We start from the raw sequence: 16,038 nt of genomic DNA on the forward strand, positions 1-16,038 counted from the left end.
CGGCGGCGCTACACCCGTCGCGCGATCACCGTGGCCAACACCGCCAGGCCGAAGGTGATGGCCAGGCACAGCAGGTAGCCGGTGTGCGGGGCGCTTTCCACGAACAATGCGAACAATGCACCGGAGACCGCCAGCGCGGTGGTCACCGACAGGGCCTCGCTCAGCTGCAGTGCCGAGGTGTTGGCACCCTGCTCCTGCGGCGCCGACAGCGACAGCGTCAGCACCGACAGGCTTGCATAGATCATGCCCATGCCGAAGCCGGTCACGGCCCAGCCGAGCAGCGACACCGGCAGTGGCACCACGTTGAACAGCACTGCCAGCGTGGCGGCGATGCCGACTGTCATCATCGTCGTGCCGGCCTGCAGCAGTTGCTGGCGTGACCAGCCACGCTGCTGGTGGCCCTGCAGCCACGAGCCGGCGAACCAGCCCAGTGCGCCAAGACTGAGCACGGCACCGGCCCAACTGGGCGAAAGGCCACGTTCGCGCTGCAGCAGCAACGGCAGGTAGGCCTCGCAGGCAAAGAACGCGGCCGCCGCGATGCCACGCAGCGCGATCACGCTGGGCAGGCCACGACGCAGGACCAGTGTGCCGGCCGGCAGCAGTCGATGTACGCAGAACAGCAGCGCCAGCATCGCCACACCGATGCAGAGCAGGGCGGGCAGGCCCTGTTGCTGACCGCCGAAGTACAGCAGCAACGCGGCCAGCGAGGCTCCGCTGGCCCAGCGCACCACCTTGCCGCGTCCATCGTCGGCGGTGCTGGCGGGACTGCGCTGCATGCGCGCCAGCGCGGGGCGCAGCAGCAGGGCCGCCGGAACCGCCAGCAATGGCACCGCCAGGAACACCCAGCGCCAGCCCAGGTGCTGCACGATCAGGCCGCTCAACGCCGGGCCGACCATCGAGGGCACCACCCAGCCGGCCGAGAACGCGGCGAATACCTTCGGGCGCAGGTGTTCGGGATAGCTGCGCCCGACCATCACGTACAGCGAAACCGAGATCGCGCCCGCACCCAGGCCCTGCAGCAGGCGCCCGGCCACCAGCATGCCCATGCGCATCGCAAAGCCGGCCAGCAGCAGGCCCAGCACGAAGCAGGCCAGGCCGTACCATAGCGGCCTGGCGGGCCCATGGCGGTCGGCCCAGCGTCCGGCCAGGGTCATGCCGATCACGCTGGTGGCCAGGGTGCCGCCGAACGCCAGCGCATACAGGCGCAGGCCGTCCAGCGCTTCGGCCACGGTGGGCATGGCGGCTGCCACCGCCAGGGCCTCGAAGGCATGCAGCGCGACCAGCGCACCATGCCGATGGTGGTGGCGCGGTAGCGCGGGGACAGGATCGACGTATCGGACGATGCGATGGCGTCGGCGGGCGAGAGGGTCGGGGTCATACCGGTCAGATGCGGGCCGCGCTTGTCAACTGGCGGCGAAGATAGCAGCATGACACCTCAACAGCAGTTGAGGTCAAGCAATGGTGTCCCAGGAACTGAGCGTGGGCGAAGTCGCCCAGCGCAGTGGCGTGGCGGTTTCCGCGCTGCATTTCTACGAGCGCAAGGGGCTGATCAGCAGCCTGCGCACCTCGGGCAACCAGCGCCGCTACAGCCGCGACGTGCTGCGCCGGCTGGCTGTGATCCGCGTGGCGCAGCGCGTGGGCATGCCGCTGGAAGCGGTCGGCCGAGCCTTTGAAAGCCTGCCAGAGGGCCGCGCGCCGACCAAGGCCGATTGGGCCAAGCTGTCCGCGCGCTGGCGTACCGAGCTGGAAGAACGCATCCACATGCTGCAACTGCTGCGCGACGAACTGACCGGCTGCATCGGCTGCGGCTGCCTGTCGCTGCAGCGCTGCCGCCTGGCCAACCCCGAAGACGTCCTCGGCGAACGCGGCGACGGCCCGATGCGCTGGGAATGACCCCCTTTTTTCTTACCAGACCGTGATCGTTTCGCCGCTCTGGATGCCTTCCACTGCGCGCTGGAAGGCCAGTGCGGCGCGTTGCGCGCTTACCGCTTCGAAGCCAGGGAAGTAGGGGCCGTAGGCGGCCATCGATTCGATCAGCACGTTCGGGCTGACCACGTTGATGCGCAGGCCGCGTGGCAGCAGCTCCAGTGCGGCGGCGCGCACGAAGCCTTCCAGTGCGGCATTCACTGCAGTGGCGTTGACGCCATCGCGGATCGGCTGTGCGCTGACGATGCCGCTGGTCAGGGTGATCGAACCGCCTGCGTTGAGGTGGTGCTGCGCGGCCAGTGCCAGCCGCACCTGGCCCAGCAGCTTGTCCTGCAGGCCGATGTTGAACTGCTCGGGCGTCATCTCCTGCAGCGGGCCGAAGTGCAGCTTGCCAGCGGTTGAGATCACCGCATCGACCGGGCCGGTACGCGCGAACAGTTCGGCGACGCTGGCGTCGTCGGTCAGGTCGACGCGCAGTTCGCCGCTGTTGCGGCCGGCGGCGAGAATCTGATGCTGCTGGCCGAGCTGGTGGGCGACTGCCTGGCCGAGGGTGCCGCTGGCACCGACGAGGAGGATCTTCATGGCCGTTCCTTGCGTGAGGGAGTGAGCGCAGTCTGCGCCGTCACAGTGGGGTTAGGTAAGCGGCGTATGCTTCGCAGATTCCTAACTCTGGATTAGTAATGGACACCCTTCGCTGCATGCAGGCTTTCGTCGCCGTGGCCGAGCGTGGCAGCTTTGCAGCGGCCGCCGAACAGCTGCAGGTGTCGGCGGTGATGGTCGGCAAGTACATCCAGCAGCTGGAGGCGCACCTGGGCACCGCGTTGCTGCAACGGAACACCCGCCGCCAGCGCCTGACCGAAGCCGGCAGTGCCTACCTGGCCGGGTGCCGGCAGGTGCTGGAGCAGGTGCAGCAGGCCGAAGCCGACGTGGCCGGCCTGCAGGTTCAACCGCGCGGGCTGCTGCGGGTCAGCGCACCCACCACCTGGGGCAGCTGCGTGCTGGCGCCACAACTGGCCGGCCTGCTGCGCGCGCAGCCGCAGCTGAACGTCGAACTGGATCTGAGCAACCGCCGTGTGGATCTGATCGAGGACGGCTTCGACGTGGCGATCCGGGTCGGGCCACTGCCGTCGCAGGAGGTGGTGGCGCGGCCGCTGCCACCGTATGCGATGAGCCTGTGTGCGGCGCCGTCCTACCTGCGCCGGCGCGGCACGCCGCGTACGCCCGCGGATCTGCAGGGGCATGATTGCCTCAGCCACCTGGCCTGGCGCGGCGGCCATGGTTGGCAGCTGGCCAACGGCGAACAGGTGGATTGGGAGGCGCGCCTGACCTGCAACGATGGGTTGGCGCTACGCGAAGCGGCGGTGGCCGGAGCAGGGCTGGTGCTGCAGCCGACCGCGCTGCTGGCGGGGGAGATTGCGGCAGGGCGGTTGAAGCCGCTGCTGCGCGACTACCTGCCCGAACCGCGGCCGATGCACCTGATCTACCTGCCCGACCGCAGGCCGCGCCCGCGGTTGCAGTGCTTCGTCGATTTCGTCATGACCACATTGGGGCGATGAACATCCGCGCCATGCGTGGATGACGGTGTGTGCCGACCGTGGGTCGGCACACCTCGGGATCAATCATTCGCCGCAGACAACTCCTGCCCACGCACCTGCGCGGCGCGCAGTGCGGTATCCACCAGCGCCTCGAAGCCACCGGCCTGGAAGCTCTCGATCGCGGCTTGGGTGGTTCCGTTCGGCGAGGTCACACGGCGGCGAAGCTCGGCCGGGCTCTCACCGGCTTCATCGAGCATGCGCGAGGCGCCCAGCAGGGTCTGCACCACCAGCGTGCGCGCGGCGTCGGCCGGCAGGCCCTGGGCAATACCCGCCGCTTCCATCGCTTCGGCCAGCAGGAAGACGTAGGCTGGCCCGCTGCCAGATACGGCAGTCACTGAATCCATCAGCGCCTCGCTTTCGATCCACACCGTGCGCCCGGCACTGGCCAGCACCTGTTCGGCCTGCGCGTGCTGCTGCGCATCCACCGAGGGCGTGGCGTACAGGCCGGTCACGCCGGCGCCAAGCAGGGCGGGGGTGTTGGGCATCGCGCGCACCACCGGCAGGTTGCCGCCCAGCCAGCGTTCCAGCTGCGCGCTGGTGATGCCGGCGGCGATCGATACCACCAGCGGGCGCTTCGCCTGCGCCAGTGCCTGCAGCGACTGGCAGACCTCACGCAGCACCTGCGGCTTCACCGCCAGCAGCCAGGTGCGGCCCTGCGCGGCGGCATCGGCGGCGTTGTCATGCACCTGCACGCCGAAGTCGGCGGCCAGTGACTGGCGCAGTGCGGCCACCGGTTCGGCCACGTGGATGTGCGCCGCCGGCACGCCCTGGCGGATCAGGCCGGCGATCAGGCTGCGCGCCATGTTGCCGCCGCCGATGAAGGTGATGGAATCAGCTGCCATGGAAATCTCCTTGGTAAATCAGGCCGGGCGCGGTCGCGCGCCGAACAGGGCGGTGCCGATGCGCACCAGGGTGGCGCCCTCGGCGATGGCTTCGGCGTAGTCGCTGCTCATGCCCATCGACAGCGTGTCGATCTGCGCGTGCTGGGCAGCCAGCGACTGGAAAAGTGTGCGCATGCGCACGAATGCATCCCGACGGCGCTCGGCCTCGGGCCATGGCGCGGGAATCGCCATCAGGCCGCGCAGGCGCAGGGCGGGTTCGGCGGCAATTGCGGCGGCCAGTGCATCCACTTCTTGCGGTGCACAGCCATGCTTGCTGGATTCGTCGTCGATGTTGACCTGGATCAGCACGTTCAGTGGGCCGCGCGCGGCCGGGCGATGGCGTGCCAGCGCGGTCACCAGCTTGGGACGGTCGACGCTCTGCACCCAGTCGAAATGGCTGGTCACGGCCTCGGCCTTGTTCGACTGCAGGTGGCCGATCAGGTGCCACTCCAGCGCCAAGTGCTGCAGCGCCTGCATCTTGGCCAGCGCTTCCTGCACGTAGTTCTCGCCGAAGGCGTGCTGGCCCTGTGCGGCCAGCGCGGCCACGGCCTCGGCCGGCTGGGTCTTGGACACCGCCAGCAGGCGTGGATCGGGCCTGCCAGCGGCCTCGGCGGCGGCATGCAGGTTGCTCAGGATCTGGGGCAGGGAAGTGACCACGTAACGCGTTCCGTTGAATCAGGAGGCTATACTGCCGCCCGGGGAAAGATCCTTCCAGTCGAAGCCGTTATTGGGGAGTAGCCGCTCATGGATATCGCCGAACTGTTGGCGTTTTCCGTTAAGAACAAAGCGTCCGACCTGCACCTGTCCGCAGGCCTGCCGCCGATGATCCGCGTGGACGGCGACGTTCGCAGGATCAACATCCCGGCCCTGGACCACAAGCAGGTCCACGCGCTGGTGTACGACATCATGTCCGACAAGCAGCGCCGCGATTACGAGGAATTCCTCGAAGTGGACTTCTCCTTCGAGATTCCGTCGCTGGCGCGCTTCCGTGTGAACGCGTTCAACCAGAACCGCGGTGCCGGTGCGGTGTTCCGTACCATTCCGTCCGAGGTGCTCACCCTCGAGGACCTGGCCTGCCCGCCGCTGTTCCGCGAGGTGATCCAGCAGCCGCAGGGCCTGATCCTGGTGACCGGCCCGACCGGCTCGGGCAAGTCGACCACGCTGGCGGCGATGATCGACTACATCAACAAGAACGAATACGGCCACATCCTCACCGTCGAGGATCCGATCGAATTCGTGCACACCTCGCAGAAGTGCCTGATCAACCAGCGCGAAGTACACCGCGATACGCATGGCTTCAATGAAGCACTGCGCTCGGCGCTGCGTGAGGACCCGGACATCATCCTGGTGGGCGAACTTCGCGATCTGGAAACGATCCGCCTGGCACTGACCGCCGCAGAAACCGGCCACCTGGTGTTCGGCACCCTGCATACCAGCTCGGCGGCCAAGACCATCGACCGCATCATCGACGTGTTCCCGGCCGGCGAAAAGCCGATGGTGCGCTCGATGCTGTCTGAATCGCTGCGTGCGGTGATCTCGCAGGCGCTGCTGAAGAAGGTCGGCGGCGGTCGTACCGCTGCGTGGGAAATCATGGTCGGCACCCCGGCCATCCGCAACCTGATCCGCGAAGACAAGGTGGCGCAGATGTATTCGGCCATCCAGACCGGCCAGCAGTACGGCATGATGACCCTGGACCAGCACCTGCAGGACCTGGTCAAGCGCAGCCTGATCACCCGCAACCAGGCCCGCGACTACGCCAAGGACAAGCGCCTGTTCGAGTAAGGCAGGGCCGCAGCGGGGCGGCGTGCGCCAGTGCGCCGCCGTTCCCGCGCCGTTTCCTCCACCGACCGTTTCCTGGTACATGCCCCATTGGGAGCCCGCCGTGAACACCACCGCGACCACCATCGATTTCACTTCGTTCCTCAAACTGATGGCGCACCAGCGCGCCTCGGACCTGTTCATCACCGCCGGCATGCCGCCGGCGATGAAGGTCAACGGCAAGATCTCGCCGATCACCCAGACCCCGCTCACGCCGCAGCAGAGCCGCGACCTGGTCCTCAATGTGATGACCCCGGCGCAGCGCGAGGAATTCGAGAAGACCCACGAATGCAACTTCGCCATCGGCCTGTCCGGTGTCGGCCGCTTCCGCGTGAGCTGCTTCTACCAGCGCAACCAGGTCGGCATGGTGCTGCGTCGCATCGAGACGCGCATCCCGACCGTGGAAGAACTGAGCCTGCCGCCGATCATCAAGACGCTGGCGATGACCAAGCGCGGCATCATCCTGTTCGTCGGCGCCACCGGCACCGGTAAATCGACGTCGCTGGCGGCGATGATCGGCTACCGCAACCAGAACTCGACCGGCCACATCATCACCATCGAAGACCCGATTGAATTCGTGCACAAGCACGAGGGCTGCATCATCACCCAGCGCGAAGTCGGCATTGATACCGACAGCTGGGAAGCCGCGCTGAAGAACACCCTGCGCCAGGCGCCGGACGTGATCATGATCGGCGAAGTGCGTACCCGCGAAGGCATGGATCACGCCATCGCGTTCGCCGAAACCGGCCACCTGGTGCTGTGCACCCTGCATGCCAACAACGCGAACCAGGCGATGGACCGCATCGTCAACTTCTTCCCGGAAGACCGCCGCAACCAGCTGCTGATGGACCTTTCGCTGAATCTGAAGGGCGTGGTTGCGCAGCAGCTGATTCCTTCGCCCGATGGCCGCTCGCGCAAGGTGGCGATGGAGATCCTGCTGGGCACGCCGCTGGTGCAGGACTACATCCGCGACGGCGAGATTCACAAGCTGAAGGAAGTGATGAAGGACTCGGTCCAGCTGGGCATGAAGACCTTCGACCAGAGCCTGTTCGAGCTGTACCAGGCCGGTGAGATCAGTTACGAGGACGCGCTGCGCTACGCCGATTCGCAGAACGAGGTGCGCCTGCGCATCAAGCTCAGCCAGGGCGGCGACGCGCGTACCCTGTCGCAGGGGCTGGACGGCGTGGAGATCTCCGAGATCCGGTGACCTGCAGATCGGTAGAGTCGACTGTCAGTCGACTGCTCTTTCGAGGGTCAGGGAAATGCCGCGCTGCGCGCGATAGTCGACTGACAGTCGACTCTACCTCGCGCGCGGGCGATTGATGAATTCCAGTCATGACCAACTGCAACGCTGCCCATTCAATCGGCAGCCCAAGCAGGCGTATCGTCAGTGCTCCCCCTCTGGAGCACGACGATGCAGACACGTGAACTCGGCCGCAGTGGCCTGAAGGTTTCCGCCCTGGGCCTGGGCTGCATGGGCTTGACCCATGCCTATGGCCAGCCGGTCGAGCGCAGCCAGGGCATCGCGCTGCTGCACGCCGCCGTTGAGCGCGGCGTGACCTTCTTCGACACCGCCGAGGTGTACGGCCCGTACACCAATGAAGAGCTGCTCGGCCAGGCGCTGGCGCCCTACCGCGACACGCTGGTGATCGCCACCAAGTTCGGCTTCAAGGAGGCGCGCACCGATACCGGCCTGGACAGCCGCCCGGAGAACATCCGCGCCGTGGCCGAAGCCAGTCTCAAGCGCCTGCGCACCGACCATATCGACCTGTTCTACCAGCACCGCGTCGACCCGAACGTGCCGATCGAGGACGTGGCCGGCACCGTGCGCGACCTGATCGCCGAGGGCAAGGTCGGCCACTTCGGCCTGTCCGAGGCCAGTGCCGCCACCGTGCGCCGCGCGCATGCGGTGCAGCCGGTCACCGCCGTGCAGAGCGAGTACTCACTGTGGTGGCGCGAACCGGAGCGCGAGCTGCTGCCGACCCTGCAGGAGCTGGGCATCGGCTTCGTGCCGTTCAGCCCGCTCGGTCGCGGCTTCCTGACCGGCACGATCAATGCCGACACTACCTTCGACGCCAACGATTTCCGCAACAGCGTGCCGCGCTTCGAAGTGGAGGCACGCCGCGCCAACCAGGCGCTGGTGGATCGCATCAGTACGATTGCTGCAGCACGGGGGGCGACGCCGGCGCAGGTGGCGCTGGCCTGGCTGCTGGCGCAGGCGCCGTGGATCGTGCCGATTCCGGGCACCACCAAGGTCCATCGCCTGGAAGAAAACCTGGTCGCGGCCGACCTGCAGCTGGCACCGGAAGAGCTGCAGCGCATCGCGCAGGCGCTGGATGAAGTATCGATTGTCGGTGAGCGCTACAACGCCCAGCGTGCGGCGCAAGCCAAGGGCTGACCACCAGGTGGGTGCGGACCGTTGGTGGTGGGTGCGGACCGAGGTGGGTGCGGACCGTTGGTCCGCACTCCTCAACCCTCACCCCTTCATCGGCCCGCGCAGCGCATCAAGCACCGTGCGCATCGCCACAGTGACGTGGCGGCGCGACGGGTAGTACGCGTAGTAGCCATCGAAATGCGGGCACCAGTCGTCCAGCACCGACTGCAGGCGGCCATCGTCCAGCATCGGCTGCACCTGGTCTTCCGGCAGCCAGGCCAATCCGCTGCCGGCCAGCGCAGCGGCGCGGGTCATGCCCATGGTGTTGAAGGTCCATTGGCCGGTGACGCGCACGCTCAGTTCGTTGCTGTCCTGCCCGAAATCCCACGGCATCAGCCCGCCATGCGTGGGCAGACGCAGGGTCACGCAGTTGTGGTCTGCCAGCTCGTCCGGATGCCGTGGCACCACGTGCTGGCGGAAGTAGCTGGGCGTGCCGACCACGCGCATGCGCAGCGGCGGGCTGATCGGCATCGCGATCATGTCGCGGGCCAAGCGTTCGCCGAGGCGGATGCCGATGTCGTAGCGCTCGGCCACGATGTCTGCCAGCCCGTAGTCGGCGGCCAGTTCCACCTTCAAATCCGGATACTGCTGCAGCAGCGGCGCCAGCCGTGGCCACGCGATGTACTCGGCGGCATGGCCGGTGGCATTGATGCGGATGGTCCCGGCCGGGCGTTCGCGGTATTCGGCCAATGCGGCCAGCCCGTCCTCGATCTCGGCCAGGCGCGGGCCCAGGGTATCCAGCAGGCGGGCACCGGCTTCGGTGGTGGACACGCTGCGGGTGGTGCGCGTCAGCAGGCGCACGCCGAGGCGCTGTTCCAGGCCGCGCATGGCATGGCTGAGCGCGGACTGGGAGACCCCCAGCTGGGCGGCAGCCTTGGTGAAGCTGCCCTCGCGGGCAACGTGGACGAAGGCCTGCAGGTCGTTGAGGTTTTCGCGGGGCATGAGGGGATGATACGGCCGGGCTGCGCCCGGCACCTGCCGAATCAACGTCAACGGCAACGTCAAAAGCTGGCTTCCCGTGGGAGGCGGGGTGGCTCAGGTTGCGGGGGACGGCGCAAGTACGTCCATGTAGCCTCGGTCGCGCCATCCATGGCGCTCACGCCCCCGCAACCTGAGCCACCCCGCCTTCGACAATTTCCCGCGAGCTGTTGGAACGGCATTCTGCTTTGGTGGGTGCCGACCGTTGGTCGGCACTGGGTCGGACGTGTGGGTATGTCGATTTCTGCGTCTGTGGTTCGTCGAATGAATGACTTCAACGGGAGCTGCACATGAGCACTGACACCAAGCCCAAGGGCCCGGCCTCGTACTTCCCCTCCATCGAGAAGACCTATGGGCAGCCGGTCGCCCACTGGCTCGGGCTGCTGGCAGGGAAGAAGGGCCTGAAACACATGGAACTGGTCAGCTTCCTGAAGAGTGAGCATGGGCTGGGCCATGGCCATGCCAACGCGCTGGTGGCGCACCATCTGACCGGCAAGGGCTGATCAGCGGCGGGCCCGGGGCAGGGCGGGGCGCATTCAGCTGAACGATTTCATCTGCAACTGTCATGCAGATCGTGTCTAATACCGCTCCCCACCTGCTGTCCCCCACCCGCATGTCCCTTCCTTCCCATGGCCCCGCGCCGTGCGACGACGCTGACGGCCACCTGGTCACCGCCGGTCCGCTGACCCCGCCGCCCGACAGCGCCGGCACCACCGCCGACGAGAAAGCGCTGCGTCACTCGATCGCCGAGGATGTGCAGGGCATGATGCTGGCCACGATGGTGGCCTCGCTGGGCCTTGCCATCTTCGCCAAGGGCGGGCTGATGATCGGCGGCATGGCCGGCATGGCCTTCCTGCTGCACTACGCGATGGGCTGGAACTTCGGCCTGGTGTTCGTGCTGGTCAACCTGCCGTTCTACTGGGTGGCGCTGCGACGCATGGGGTGGGAATTCACCCTGAAGACCTTCGCTGCGGTCACCGCCTGTGGCGTGCTGACCGACCTGCTGCCGCGCTGGATCGACTTCTCGCACATCAACCCGCTGTATTCGGCGATCGTGGGTGGCGCGTTGTCCGGCCTGGGCATCCTGTTCTTCATCCGCCACCGTGCCAGCCTCGGCGGCATCGGCATCCTGGCGGTGTACCTGCAACGCACCCGTGGCTGGAGCGCGGGCAAGGTGCAGATGTCCTACGACGCCTGCCTGATGGTGGCCGCGTTCTTCGTGCTGTCGCCGTCGAAGGTGCTGTACTCGGCCATCGGTGCGGTGGTGCTCAGCCTGGTGCTGATGTTCAACCACCGCCCCGGTCGTTACATGGGCGTGTGACGACTCGACGGTAGTGCCGGCCAGCGGCCGGCACTACCTGGAGACCTGCAACCACGGCGGCGACAGCGTCAGCAGCCGCGCATGCACCGGGCAATCCTCGGCGTGCGCCCCCGGCAGGTAGCCCAGGCTCATCAGAAACTCGCCGGTGATCTCGCCGCCGGTGAAGCGGAAGGTCGTCTTGAACAGCTTCACCCAGTCGGCCTTGCTGCGCGGGTGGTGCGCATCCAGCCACGCCGCGAAGCTGCCATGACTGGCCCGCAGCTGCTGGATCACCTGCGCGTTGTGGATGGCCGCCAGTACCTTCAGCCGGTTGCGGATGATGCCTGCGTCCGAAAGCAGCCGCTCGATGTCCTGCTCGGCATACGCCGCCACCCGGTCCACATCGAAGCCGTCATAGGCCGCGCGGAAGCCCTCGCGCTTCTTCAGTATCGTTTCCCAGCTCAAGCCGGCCTGGTTGATTTCCAGCACCAGCCGCTCGAACAGCTCGCGCTCCTCACGCTGCGGAAAGCCGTACTCGTTGGCGTGGTAGTAGTCGTGCACCGGATGGCCCGGGGCGATGAGGCAGTAGCCGCTCATGGGGAAGACTCGTTGGATTCGGGTTCGGGATCGATGGCCACTGCGGGGCGCCCACCGATGGACAGCATCGGCCAGCGCGGCGGTTCGAGAGTGAGTTTGCCATCACGCAGGGCCTGGTTGATTGCCTCGGCCTGACCGCTGACGGTGCCGAACAGCGAACCGGCCCGGCGCCACTGGGAATCCCTGCCACGTGCGTACAGCACGCAGTCCGGCCCACGGATGGTGTACAGCTCGCAGAGCAGCACGTCGGTGTTGCCGTCGCCATCCAGGTCGCGATGCACGATCAGGCAGTCGCGCTCGCTCTGAGCGCAGGATTCGCCATCGATCGCGCGCGTGGCCAGTGCCTGCCACCAGTCGTCCGGTGGCGAGCTGGATCCCTTGGCCAGCTTCAGCGCGCGCTGCAGGGCGGCGACGTCCTGTGGGCCCTTGTCCAGGCGCTGTCCGTCGTCCCAGCGTGACGTGCGTGCCAGCGCTGCCGCGATCACCTGTGGCGCGTTGGCATCGCCGGTGATGGCCGGATCATGCTGCAGGTCGCGCAGCGCCTGCACGCCACGGCGCCCAAGATCGAAGCGCAGCACATTGACGTCACTGCTGGTGATCGCCGGCGGGTCCGCACGCAGGCGCGCCAGCTGGCTGGGCAGGGTCAGCCGCACCGGGTCCAGCAGCGGCGAGTTGCCCAGCAATGCCAGTGCCAGCACCGCCCAGCACATCCAGCGGTTGACCGGTTCCAGTGTCTGCAACCAGCGGCTCTGCCGGCACAGCACCGCCACTGCGTAGCCCACGGCATAGCCGGCCACGGCCAGCGCGATCAGCACCGCCCAGAACCGGTCCACGGTCCAGCCGTACTGCGCCACGCGCAGGGCCAGTGCATACAGCGCCAACGCCGCGTAGACCGGCAGCGCCAGCAGGCTGGCTTCAACCAGCCGGCGCAGCAGCAGGGGGTAGGGCGTGGTGTCGTCCCCTTGCTGGTAGACCGCATTGGTGAACGTCACCAGCAACAGCGACAGCACCAGCAGCAGGCTGGCGGCCGAGCGGGTCTTCCACAGCGGTTCCAGCCCGGTAAGGGGCAGGCTCAGTACGAACAGCACCGCGATGAACGACAGCAGCGGCAGCAGCCCGCGGCAGATCGCGAACAGCACCTGGCGGGTGATCTGGATCGCGCGGTGCTGGGTGCGCCCGATCAGCACACCGAACCCGACCAGGCTGCCGGTGGCCAGGGCGATGAAGGCATCCTGGCGGAACAGGTCGCGGAAGACCGTGACCTCCAGCAGCTGGAACAGGGCCGCCCACAGCCACAGCAGCAGCCAGGTCAGCCCGGTGAACAGTGCGGCGAGGGCCAGGGTCAATCCGTTCTGCCAGGCACGCTCGAACAGTTCCGGGTAGCTGGCGCGCCAATGCCCGTGCTGCAGCTGGAACTGCCACCAGGGCAGGGCCACGAACACCGCCACGGCCATGCCCAGGGTCAGCGGGATCTGCAGCGCGCCCGAGTCCAGTGCGGTCTCTCCGTTGAGGTTCCAGCCGGTCCAGGCGGCCAGCGCCAGCACCACCGCCGAACCGAGCGCGGCCTGCAGCCACAGGCGGCGCTGGCCCAGCTCGACCAGGCTCAGCGCCACCGCGCTGGGAATGGCCAGCACCCAGGCGTACCAGCAGTAGCGCCAGCCGATATCGCGGAACGGCCACGCATCGGACAGTTCCTGCGCGGAATACAGCATCAGACCCTGCAGCAGGGCAATCAGGACGATGGCGCTGCGTGCCGGCAGGGTCTGGGGCGATGAAGACGGCATCGACGACCTTCCATGGCAAAGCGCCATCCTAGCCCATCGCTGTTCGCCGCCATCGCGCGACCATCCCGCCCCCAGCAGGTAGAATGGGACCATGCCTGTAACGCCGACCTCCCTTGCCGATCACCTGCTCGTCGCGCTGCCGTCGCTGCTCGACGCGACCTTTGCCCGCAGCGTCGCGCTGATCTGCCAGCACGACGAGAACGGGGCGATGGGCGTGCTGGTCAACCAGCCTTCCGAGTACACGCTGGGTGAAGTGCTTGCACAGATGGACATCACCACCGGTGATGGCGACCTGCAGGCGCGCATGGTGCTCAACGGCGGTCCGGTGCATCCCGAACGCGGCTTCGTCATCCATGACGACGCGCGGGCGTGGGATTCCAGCCTGATCGTGGGCGACGGCCTGTACCTGACCACCTCGCGCGACATCCTCGAAGCGATGGCGCGCGGCGAAGGTCCTGCCAACGCCGTGGTCACCCTCGGCTGTGCCGGTTGGGGCGCGGGGCAGCTGGAAAGCGAGCTGTCCGAGAACAGCTGGCTGACCGTGCCGGCCGATGCCGAACTGGTGTTCCAGGTGCCGCTTGAGCAGCGCTGGCAGGGTGCCGCCTCGCGCATCGGTGTGGACCTGTTCCGGCTGACCGACTACAGCGGCCATGTCTGAGCCCATCACGCCCGCGCCGGATGCTGCTGCACCGGCGATTCGCCGTGATGGCACCGTTCTGGGTTTCGATGTCGGCTCGCGCCGTATTGGTGTAGCCATCGGCAGTGCCTTCGCCGCCCATGCGCGTGCGGTGGCCGTGGTCGATGTGCACGGCAACGGCCCGGACTGGACCGCGATCGAACGCCTGCTCAAGGAATGGAAGCCTGACGGCCTGGTGGTCGGCGACCCGCTGACCCTGGACGGCCAGGACCAGCCCAACCGCAAGCGTGCGCAGGGCTTCGCCCGCCAGCTGCGGGAACGTTTCAAGCTGCCGGTGGTGATGATCGACGAGCGTTCCAGCTCGGTCGAGGCCGCCCGCCGCTTCGCCGTCGAGCGCGCCGAAGGGCGCAAGCGCCGCCGTGATGCGGCTGCCCTCGATGCCGTGGCCGCGGCGGTGATCATCGACCGCTGGCTGTCGTCCCCCGACGACGCCACCCCCATTCCCTGACTGCCCGACTCCCGCCATGACTGCCCAGCAAATCGATGCCTCCGGACGCCTGCGCCACCTGCTGACCCTGGAGGGCCTGCCGCGCGAGACCCTGCTGCAGCTGCTTGACCGGGCAGGTCAGATCCGCGATGCCGCAGTCGGCCGCGTCGGCAACAAGCGCCACGTGCTGGCCGGTTCGGCGGTGTGCACACTGTTCTTCGAACCCTCCACGCGCACCCGCAGCTCGTTCCAGCTGGCCGCGCAGCGCCTGGGCGCCGATGTGCTCAACTTCGATGCCTCGACCTCGTCAACGCGCAAGGGCGAAACCGCCTGCGACACGCTGCGCAACCTGGAAGCGATGGGCGTGCGCGGCTTCGTGGTGCGCCACCCCGATGATGGCGCCGTGGCCGCACTGGCCGAAGCGGCGGGCGAGGGCACTGCACTGATCAACGCCGGTGACGGTCGCAGCGCGCACCCGACCCAGGGCCTGCTGGACATGCTGACCCTGCGCCAGGCCAAGGGCCCGGATTTCTCGAAGATGAAAGTGGTGATCGTCGGCGACGTGAAGCACTCGCGCGTGGCCCGCACCGACCTGCATGCGCTGCGTACGCTGGGCGTGGGCGAGATCCGCGTGTGCGGCCCGCAGTCGCTGCTGCCGGATGACGAGACCCTGAAGGGCTGCGTGGTCGGCGATGATTTCGACGTGATGCTGGAAGGCGTCGACGCGCTGATGATGCTGCGCCTGCAGCGCGAGCGCATGGAAGAAGGCCTGGTGCCGTCGCTGGAGCAGTACCACGCGCAGTACGGCCTGACCAACCAACGCCTGGCCCGCGCCGGCAAGGATGCAGCGGTGCTGCACCCGGGCCCGATCAACCGCGGCGTGGAAGTGACCGACGAGGTGGCCGACGGCCCGCAGTCGTGGGTGCTGCGCCAGGTTGCCAACGGCGTCGCCGTGCGCATGGCCGTGCTGGAAACCCTGCTGGGCTGATCGCCCGCTCTGGTAGGTGTCAACCTTGGTTGACACACTTCCCGCGCGGCTTGACCGCGCACCGCTCTGGTAGATGCCAACCTTGGTTGGCACTATCCATCCGCGCCCAAGTTGTCGAGCGGATCACACGAAGCCCCAAGCTCCCATTTGCACCATGCATGGGGATATTGCCCAAACCGCGTCGTCAGCCCGGCCCTGATCGGATTTCCCATCAGATACATCACATGCCGGTGCAACGATTCGTCAGAGCGGATCGCATGATCGTGATAGCAGGCCTGCCAGAAGCGTCCGACTCGCCCCAACAACCGGTTTGCCTGCTGGGCTGTGCGCGACTTGAAACGCTTCATGACGGTTTCCAGCGTTCCTGCACGTAGTTCGATCAGCCAGTGGATGTGGTCGGGCATGACCACGTAGGCAATCGAGCGGGTGAAGCCTTCCTGATCCAGTCGCTGGAATTCGCGCACTGCCAAGTCGGCCGCTGCGGCGTTGGTGAAGAGCGGCGCGCGGTCATGGACGACGGTGGTGAGGATATAGCTGAGGCCGATGCTGGAGCGACGACCGAGCAGGAGACGTGTGTTCTGCATGGAGCAAGCATGGACGGGTCTGCTTCCAC

General features: G+C 67.3%; 17 protein-coding genes and 1 pseudogene. 10 read left to right on the forward strand and 8 right to left on the reverse strand.

The features are described from left to right. Nucleotides 1-8 precede the first annotated feature (8 nt). A pseudogene (locus FQS62_RS05035) lies at nt 9-1,429 on the reverse strand (MFS transporter). Between the two features lie 29 nt (nt 1,430-1,458). On the opposite strand from FQS62_RS05035, the gene soxR reads away from it, so the two are divergent. Beyond that, the gene (soxR, locus tag FQS62_RS05040; protein WP_099589411.1) at nt 1,459-1,893 is read left to right on the forward strand and encodes a redox-sensitive transcriptional activator SoxR; all 435 of its coding nucleotides are present in this window, start codon (nt 1,459-1,461) and stop codon (nt 1,891-1,893) included. A gap of 12 nt (nt 1,894-1,905) precedes the next feature. Here soxR and FQS62_RS05045 read toward each other — a convergent pair whose 3' ends face one another. Continuing rightward, the gene (locus FQS62_RS05045; protein WP_049444162.1) at nt 1,906-2,508 is read right to left on the reverse strand and encodes a short chain dehydrogenase; all 603 of its coding nucleotides are present in this window, start codon (nt 2,506-2,508) and stop codon (nt 1,906-1,908) included. 98 nt (nt 2,509-2,606) lie between these two features. Between FQS62_RS05045 and FQS62_RS05050 the strand changes: the two genes are divergently transcribed. Then, entirely contained in the window at nt 2,607-3,482 is an 876-nt protein-coding gene (locus FQS62_RS05050) for a LysR family transcriptional regulator (RefSeq protein WP_049444163.1), read from the forward strand. 59 nt (nt 3,483-3,541) lie between these two features. Here the strand turns inward: FQS62_RS05050 and proC are convergent, their stop codons facing one another. Further along, nucleotides 3,542-4,363, reverse strand: coding sequence for a pyrroline-5-carboxylate reductase (gene proC / locus FQS62_RS05055; protein WP_049444164.1), 822 nt, complete (start codon nt 4,361-4,363; stop codon nt 3,542-3,544). Between the two features lie 18 nt (nt 4,364-4,381). Next, nucleotides 4,382-5,059, reverse strand: coding sequence for a YggS family pyridoxal phosphate-dependent enzyme (locus FQS62_RS05060; RefSeq protein WP_208043966.1), 678 nt, complete (start codon nt 5,057-5,059; stop codon nt 4,382-4,384). 87 nt (nt 5,060-5,146) lie between these two features. On the opposite strand from FQS62_RS05060, the gene FQS62_RS05065 reads away from it, so the two are divergent. The 3 genes from FQS62_RS05065 (at nt 5,147) to FQS62_RS05075 (ending at nt 8,618) form a co-directional block, all read left to right on the forward strand. Next, nucleotides 5,147-6,184: a type IV pilus twitching motility protein PilT gene (locus FQS62_RS05065; RefSeq protein ID WP_006422551.1), complete on the forward strand. Its 1,038-nt coding sequence runs from the start codon at nt 5,147-5,149 to the stop codon at nt 6,182-6,184. Nucleotides 6,185-6,263: 79 nt separating this feature from the next. After that, nucleotides 6,264-7,427, forward strand: coding sequence for a PilT/PilU family type 4a pilus ATPase (locus tag FQS62_RS05070; RefSeq protein ID WP_049434422.1), 1,164 nt, complete (start codon nt 6,264-6,266; stop codon nt 7,425-7,427). Between the two features lie 207 nt (nt 7,428-7,634). Further along, nucleotides 7,635-8,618, forward strand: coding sequence for an aldo/keto reductase (locus FQS62_RS05075; RefSeq protein ID WP_049444166.1), 984 nt, complete (start codon nt 7,635-7,637; stop codon nt 8,616-8,618). Between the two features lie 78 nt (nt 8,619-8,696). Here the strand turns inward: FQS62_RS05075 and FQS62_RS05080 are convergent, their stop codons facing one another. Further along, a complete protein-coding gene (locus tag FQS62_RS05080; protein ID WP_226053630.1) occupies nt 8,697-9,596 on the reverse strand; it encodes a LysR family transcriptional regulator in 900 nt (299 codons plus the stop codon). 326 nt (nt 9,597-9,922) lie between these two features. On the opposite strand from FQS62_RS05080, the gene FQS62_RS05085 reads away from it, so the two are divergent. Both FQS62_RS05085 and FQS62_RS05090 read left to right on the forward strand, forming a co-directional pair. Next, nucleotides 9,923-10,135, forward strand: a complete 213-nt coding sequence (locus FQS62_RS05085; protein ID WP_129550566.1) for a DUF4287 domain-containing protein — start codon at nt 9,923-9,925, stop codon at nt 10,133-10,135. Between the two features lie 110 nt (nt 10,136-10,245). Continuing rightward, nucleotides 10,246-10,953: a YitT family protein gene (locus FQS62_RS05090; protein WP_226053632.1), complete on the forward strand. Its 708-nt coding sequence runs from the start codon at nt 10,246-10,248 to the stop codon at nt 10,951-10,953. A gap of 33 nt (nt 10,954-10,986) precedes the next feature. Here the strand turns inward: FQS62_RS05090 and FQS62_RS05095 are convergent, their stop codons facing one another. Together FQS62_RS05095 and FQS62_RS05100 are read right to left on the reverse strand one after the other, a co-directional pair. Further along, complete coding sequence (locus FQS62_RS05095; RefSeq protein WP_208044177.1) at nt 10,987-11,529, reverse strand: DNA-3-methyladenine glycosylase I; 543 nt, start codon at nt 11,527-11,529, stop codon at nt 10,987-10,989. Beyond that, nucleotides 11,526-13,313 (reverse strand): DUF4153 domain-containing protein, encoded by a 1,788-nt coding sequence (locus FQS62_RS05100; RefSeq protein ID WP_208044178.1) that lies wholly within the window; start codon nt 13,311-13,313, stop codon nt 11,526-11,528. Before FQS62_RS05100 ends, FQS62_RS05095 begins: the two co-directional genes overlap by 4 nt. A gap of 91 nt (nt 13,314-13,404) precedes the next feature. Here FQS62_RS05100 and FQS62_RS05105 point away from each other — a divergent pair, with 91 nt between their 5' ends. Genes FQS62_RS05105 through FQS62_RS05115 form a run of 3 tightly spaced genes read left to right on the forward strand, consistent with a single transcriptional unit; the run spans nt 13,405 to nt 15,425 of the window. Beyond that, a complete protein-coding gene (locus tag FQS62_RS05105; protein WP_057499390.1) occupies nt 13,405-13,971 on the forward strand; it encodes a YqgE/AlgH family protein in 567 nt (188 codons plus the stop codon). Continuing rightward, nucleotides 13,964-14,458, forward strand: a complete 495-nt coding sequence (gene ruvX, locus FQS62_RS05110) for a Holliday junction resolvase RuvX (protein WP_088481055.1) — start codon at nt 13,964-13,966, stop codon at nt 14,456-14,458. The genes FQS62_RS05105 and ruvX overlap by 8 nt, the downstream gene beginning before the upstream one ends. Before the next feature lie 16 nt (nt 14,459-14,474). After that, nucleotides 14,475-15,425 carry an aspartate carbamoyltransferase catalytic subunit gene (locus FQS62_RS05115; protein ID WP_208044179.1) on the forward strand — a complete coding sequence of 317 codons (951 nt, stop codon included), beginning with the start codon at nt 14,475-14,477 and terminating at the stop codon, nt 15,423-15,425. Nucleotides 15,426-15,517: 92 nt separating this feature from the next. Here the strand turns inward: FQS62_RS05115 and FQS62_RS05120 are convergent, their stop codons facing one another. Continuing rightward, on the reverse strand, nt 15,518-16,009 hold the full coding sequence (locus FQS62_RS05120) for an REP-associated tyrosine transposase (RefSeq protein ID WP_049444179.1): 492 nt from the start codon (nt 16,007-16,009) through the stop codon (nt 15,518-15,520). Nucleotides 16,010-16,038 lie beyond the last annotated feature (29 nt).

The sequence above is a fragment of the Stenotrophomonas sp. SBJS02 genome, assembly GCF_020428325.2.
Lineage (GTDB): Bacteria > Pseudomonadota > Gammaproteobacteria > Xanthomonadales > Xanthomonadaceae > Stenotrophomonas > Stenotrophomonas africana.

Coding starts and splice junctions, on each gene's coding strand:
- soxR (WP_099589411.1), top strand. CDS start 1,459: ATGGTGTCCCAGGAACTGAGCGTGGGCGAAGTCGCCCAGCGCAGTGGC.
- FQS62_RS05045 (WP_049444162.1), bottom strand. CDS start 2,508: ATGAAGATCCTCCTCGTCGGTGCCAGCGGCACCCTCGGCCAGGCAGTC.
- FQS62_RS05050 (WP_049444163.1), top strand. CDS start 2,607: ATGGACACCCTTCGCTGCATGCAGGCTTTCGTCGCCGTGGCCGAGCGT.
- proC (WP_049444164.1), bottom strand. CDS start 4,363: ATGGCAGCTGATTCCATCACCTTCATCGGCGGCGGCAACATGGCGCGC.
- FQS62_RS05065 (WP_006422551.1), top strand. CDS start 5,147: ATGGATATCGCCGAACTGTTGGCGTTTTCCGTTAAGAACAAAGCGTCC.
- FQS62_RS05070 (WP_049434422.1), top strand. CDS start 6,264: ATGCCCCATTGGGAGCCCGCCGTGAACACCACCGCGACCACCATCGAT.
- FQS62_RS05075 (WP_049444166.1), top strand. CDS start 7,635: ATGCAGACACGTGAACTCGGCCGCAGTGGCCTGAAGGTTTCCGCCCTG.
- FQS62_RS05080 (WP_226053630.1), bottom strand. CDS start 9,596: ATGCCCCGCGAAAACCTCAACGACCTGCAGGCCTTCGTCCACGTTGCC.
- FQS62_RS05085 (WP_129550566.1), top strand. CDS start 9,923: ATGAGCACTGACACCAAGCCCAAGGGCCCGGCCTCGTACTTCCCCTCC.
- FQS62_RS05090 (WP_226053632.1), top strand. CDS start 10,246: ATGTCCCTTCCTTCCCATGGCCCCGCGCCGTGCGACGACGCTGACGGC.
- FQS62_RS05095 (WP_208044177.1), bottom strand. CDS start 11,529: ATGAGCGGCTACTGCCTCATCGCCCCGGGCCATCCGGTGCACGACTAC.
- FQS62_RS05100 (WP_208044178.1), bottom strand. CDS start 13,313: ATGCCGTCTTCATCGCCCCAGACCCTGCCGGCACGCAGCGCCATCGTC.
- FQS62_RS05105 (WP_057499390.1), top strand. CDS start 13,405: ATGCCTGTAACGCCGACCTCCCTTGCCGATCACCTGCTCGTCGCGCTG.
- ruvX (WP_088481055.1), top strand. CDS start 13,964: ATGTCTGAGCCCATCACGCCCGCGCCGGATGCTGCTGCACCGGCGATT.
- FQS62_RS05115 (WP_208044179.1), top strand. CDS start 14,475: ATGACTGCCCAGCAAATCGATGCCTCCGGACGCCTGCGCCACCTGCTG.
- FQS62_RS05120 (WP_049444179.1), bottom strand. CDS start 16,009: ATGCAGAACACACGTCTCCTGCTCGGTCGTCGCTCCAGCATCGGCCTC.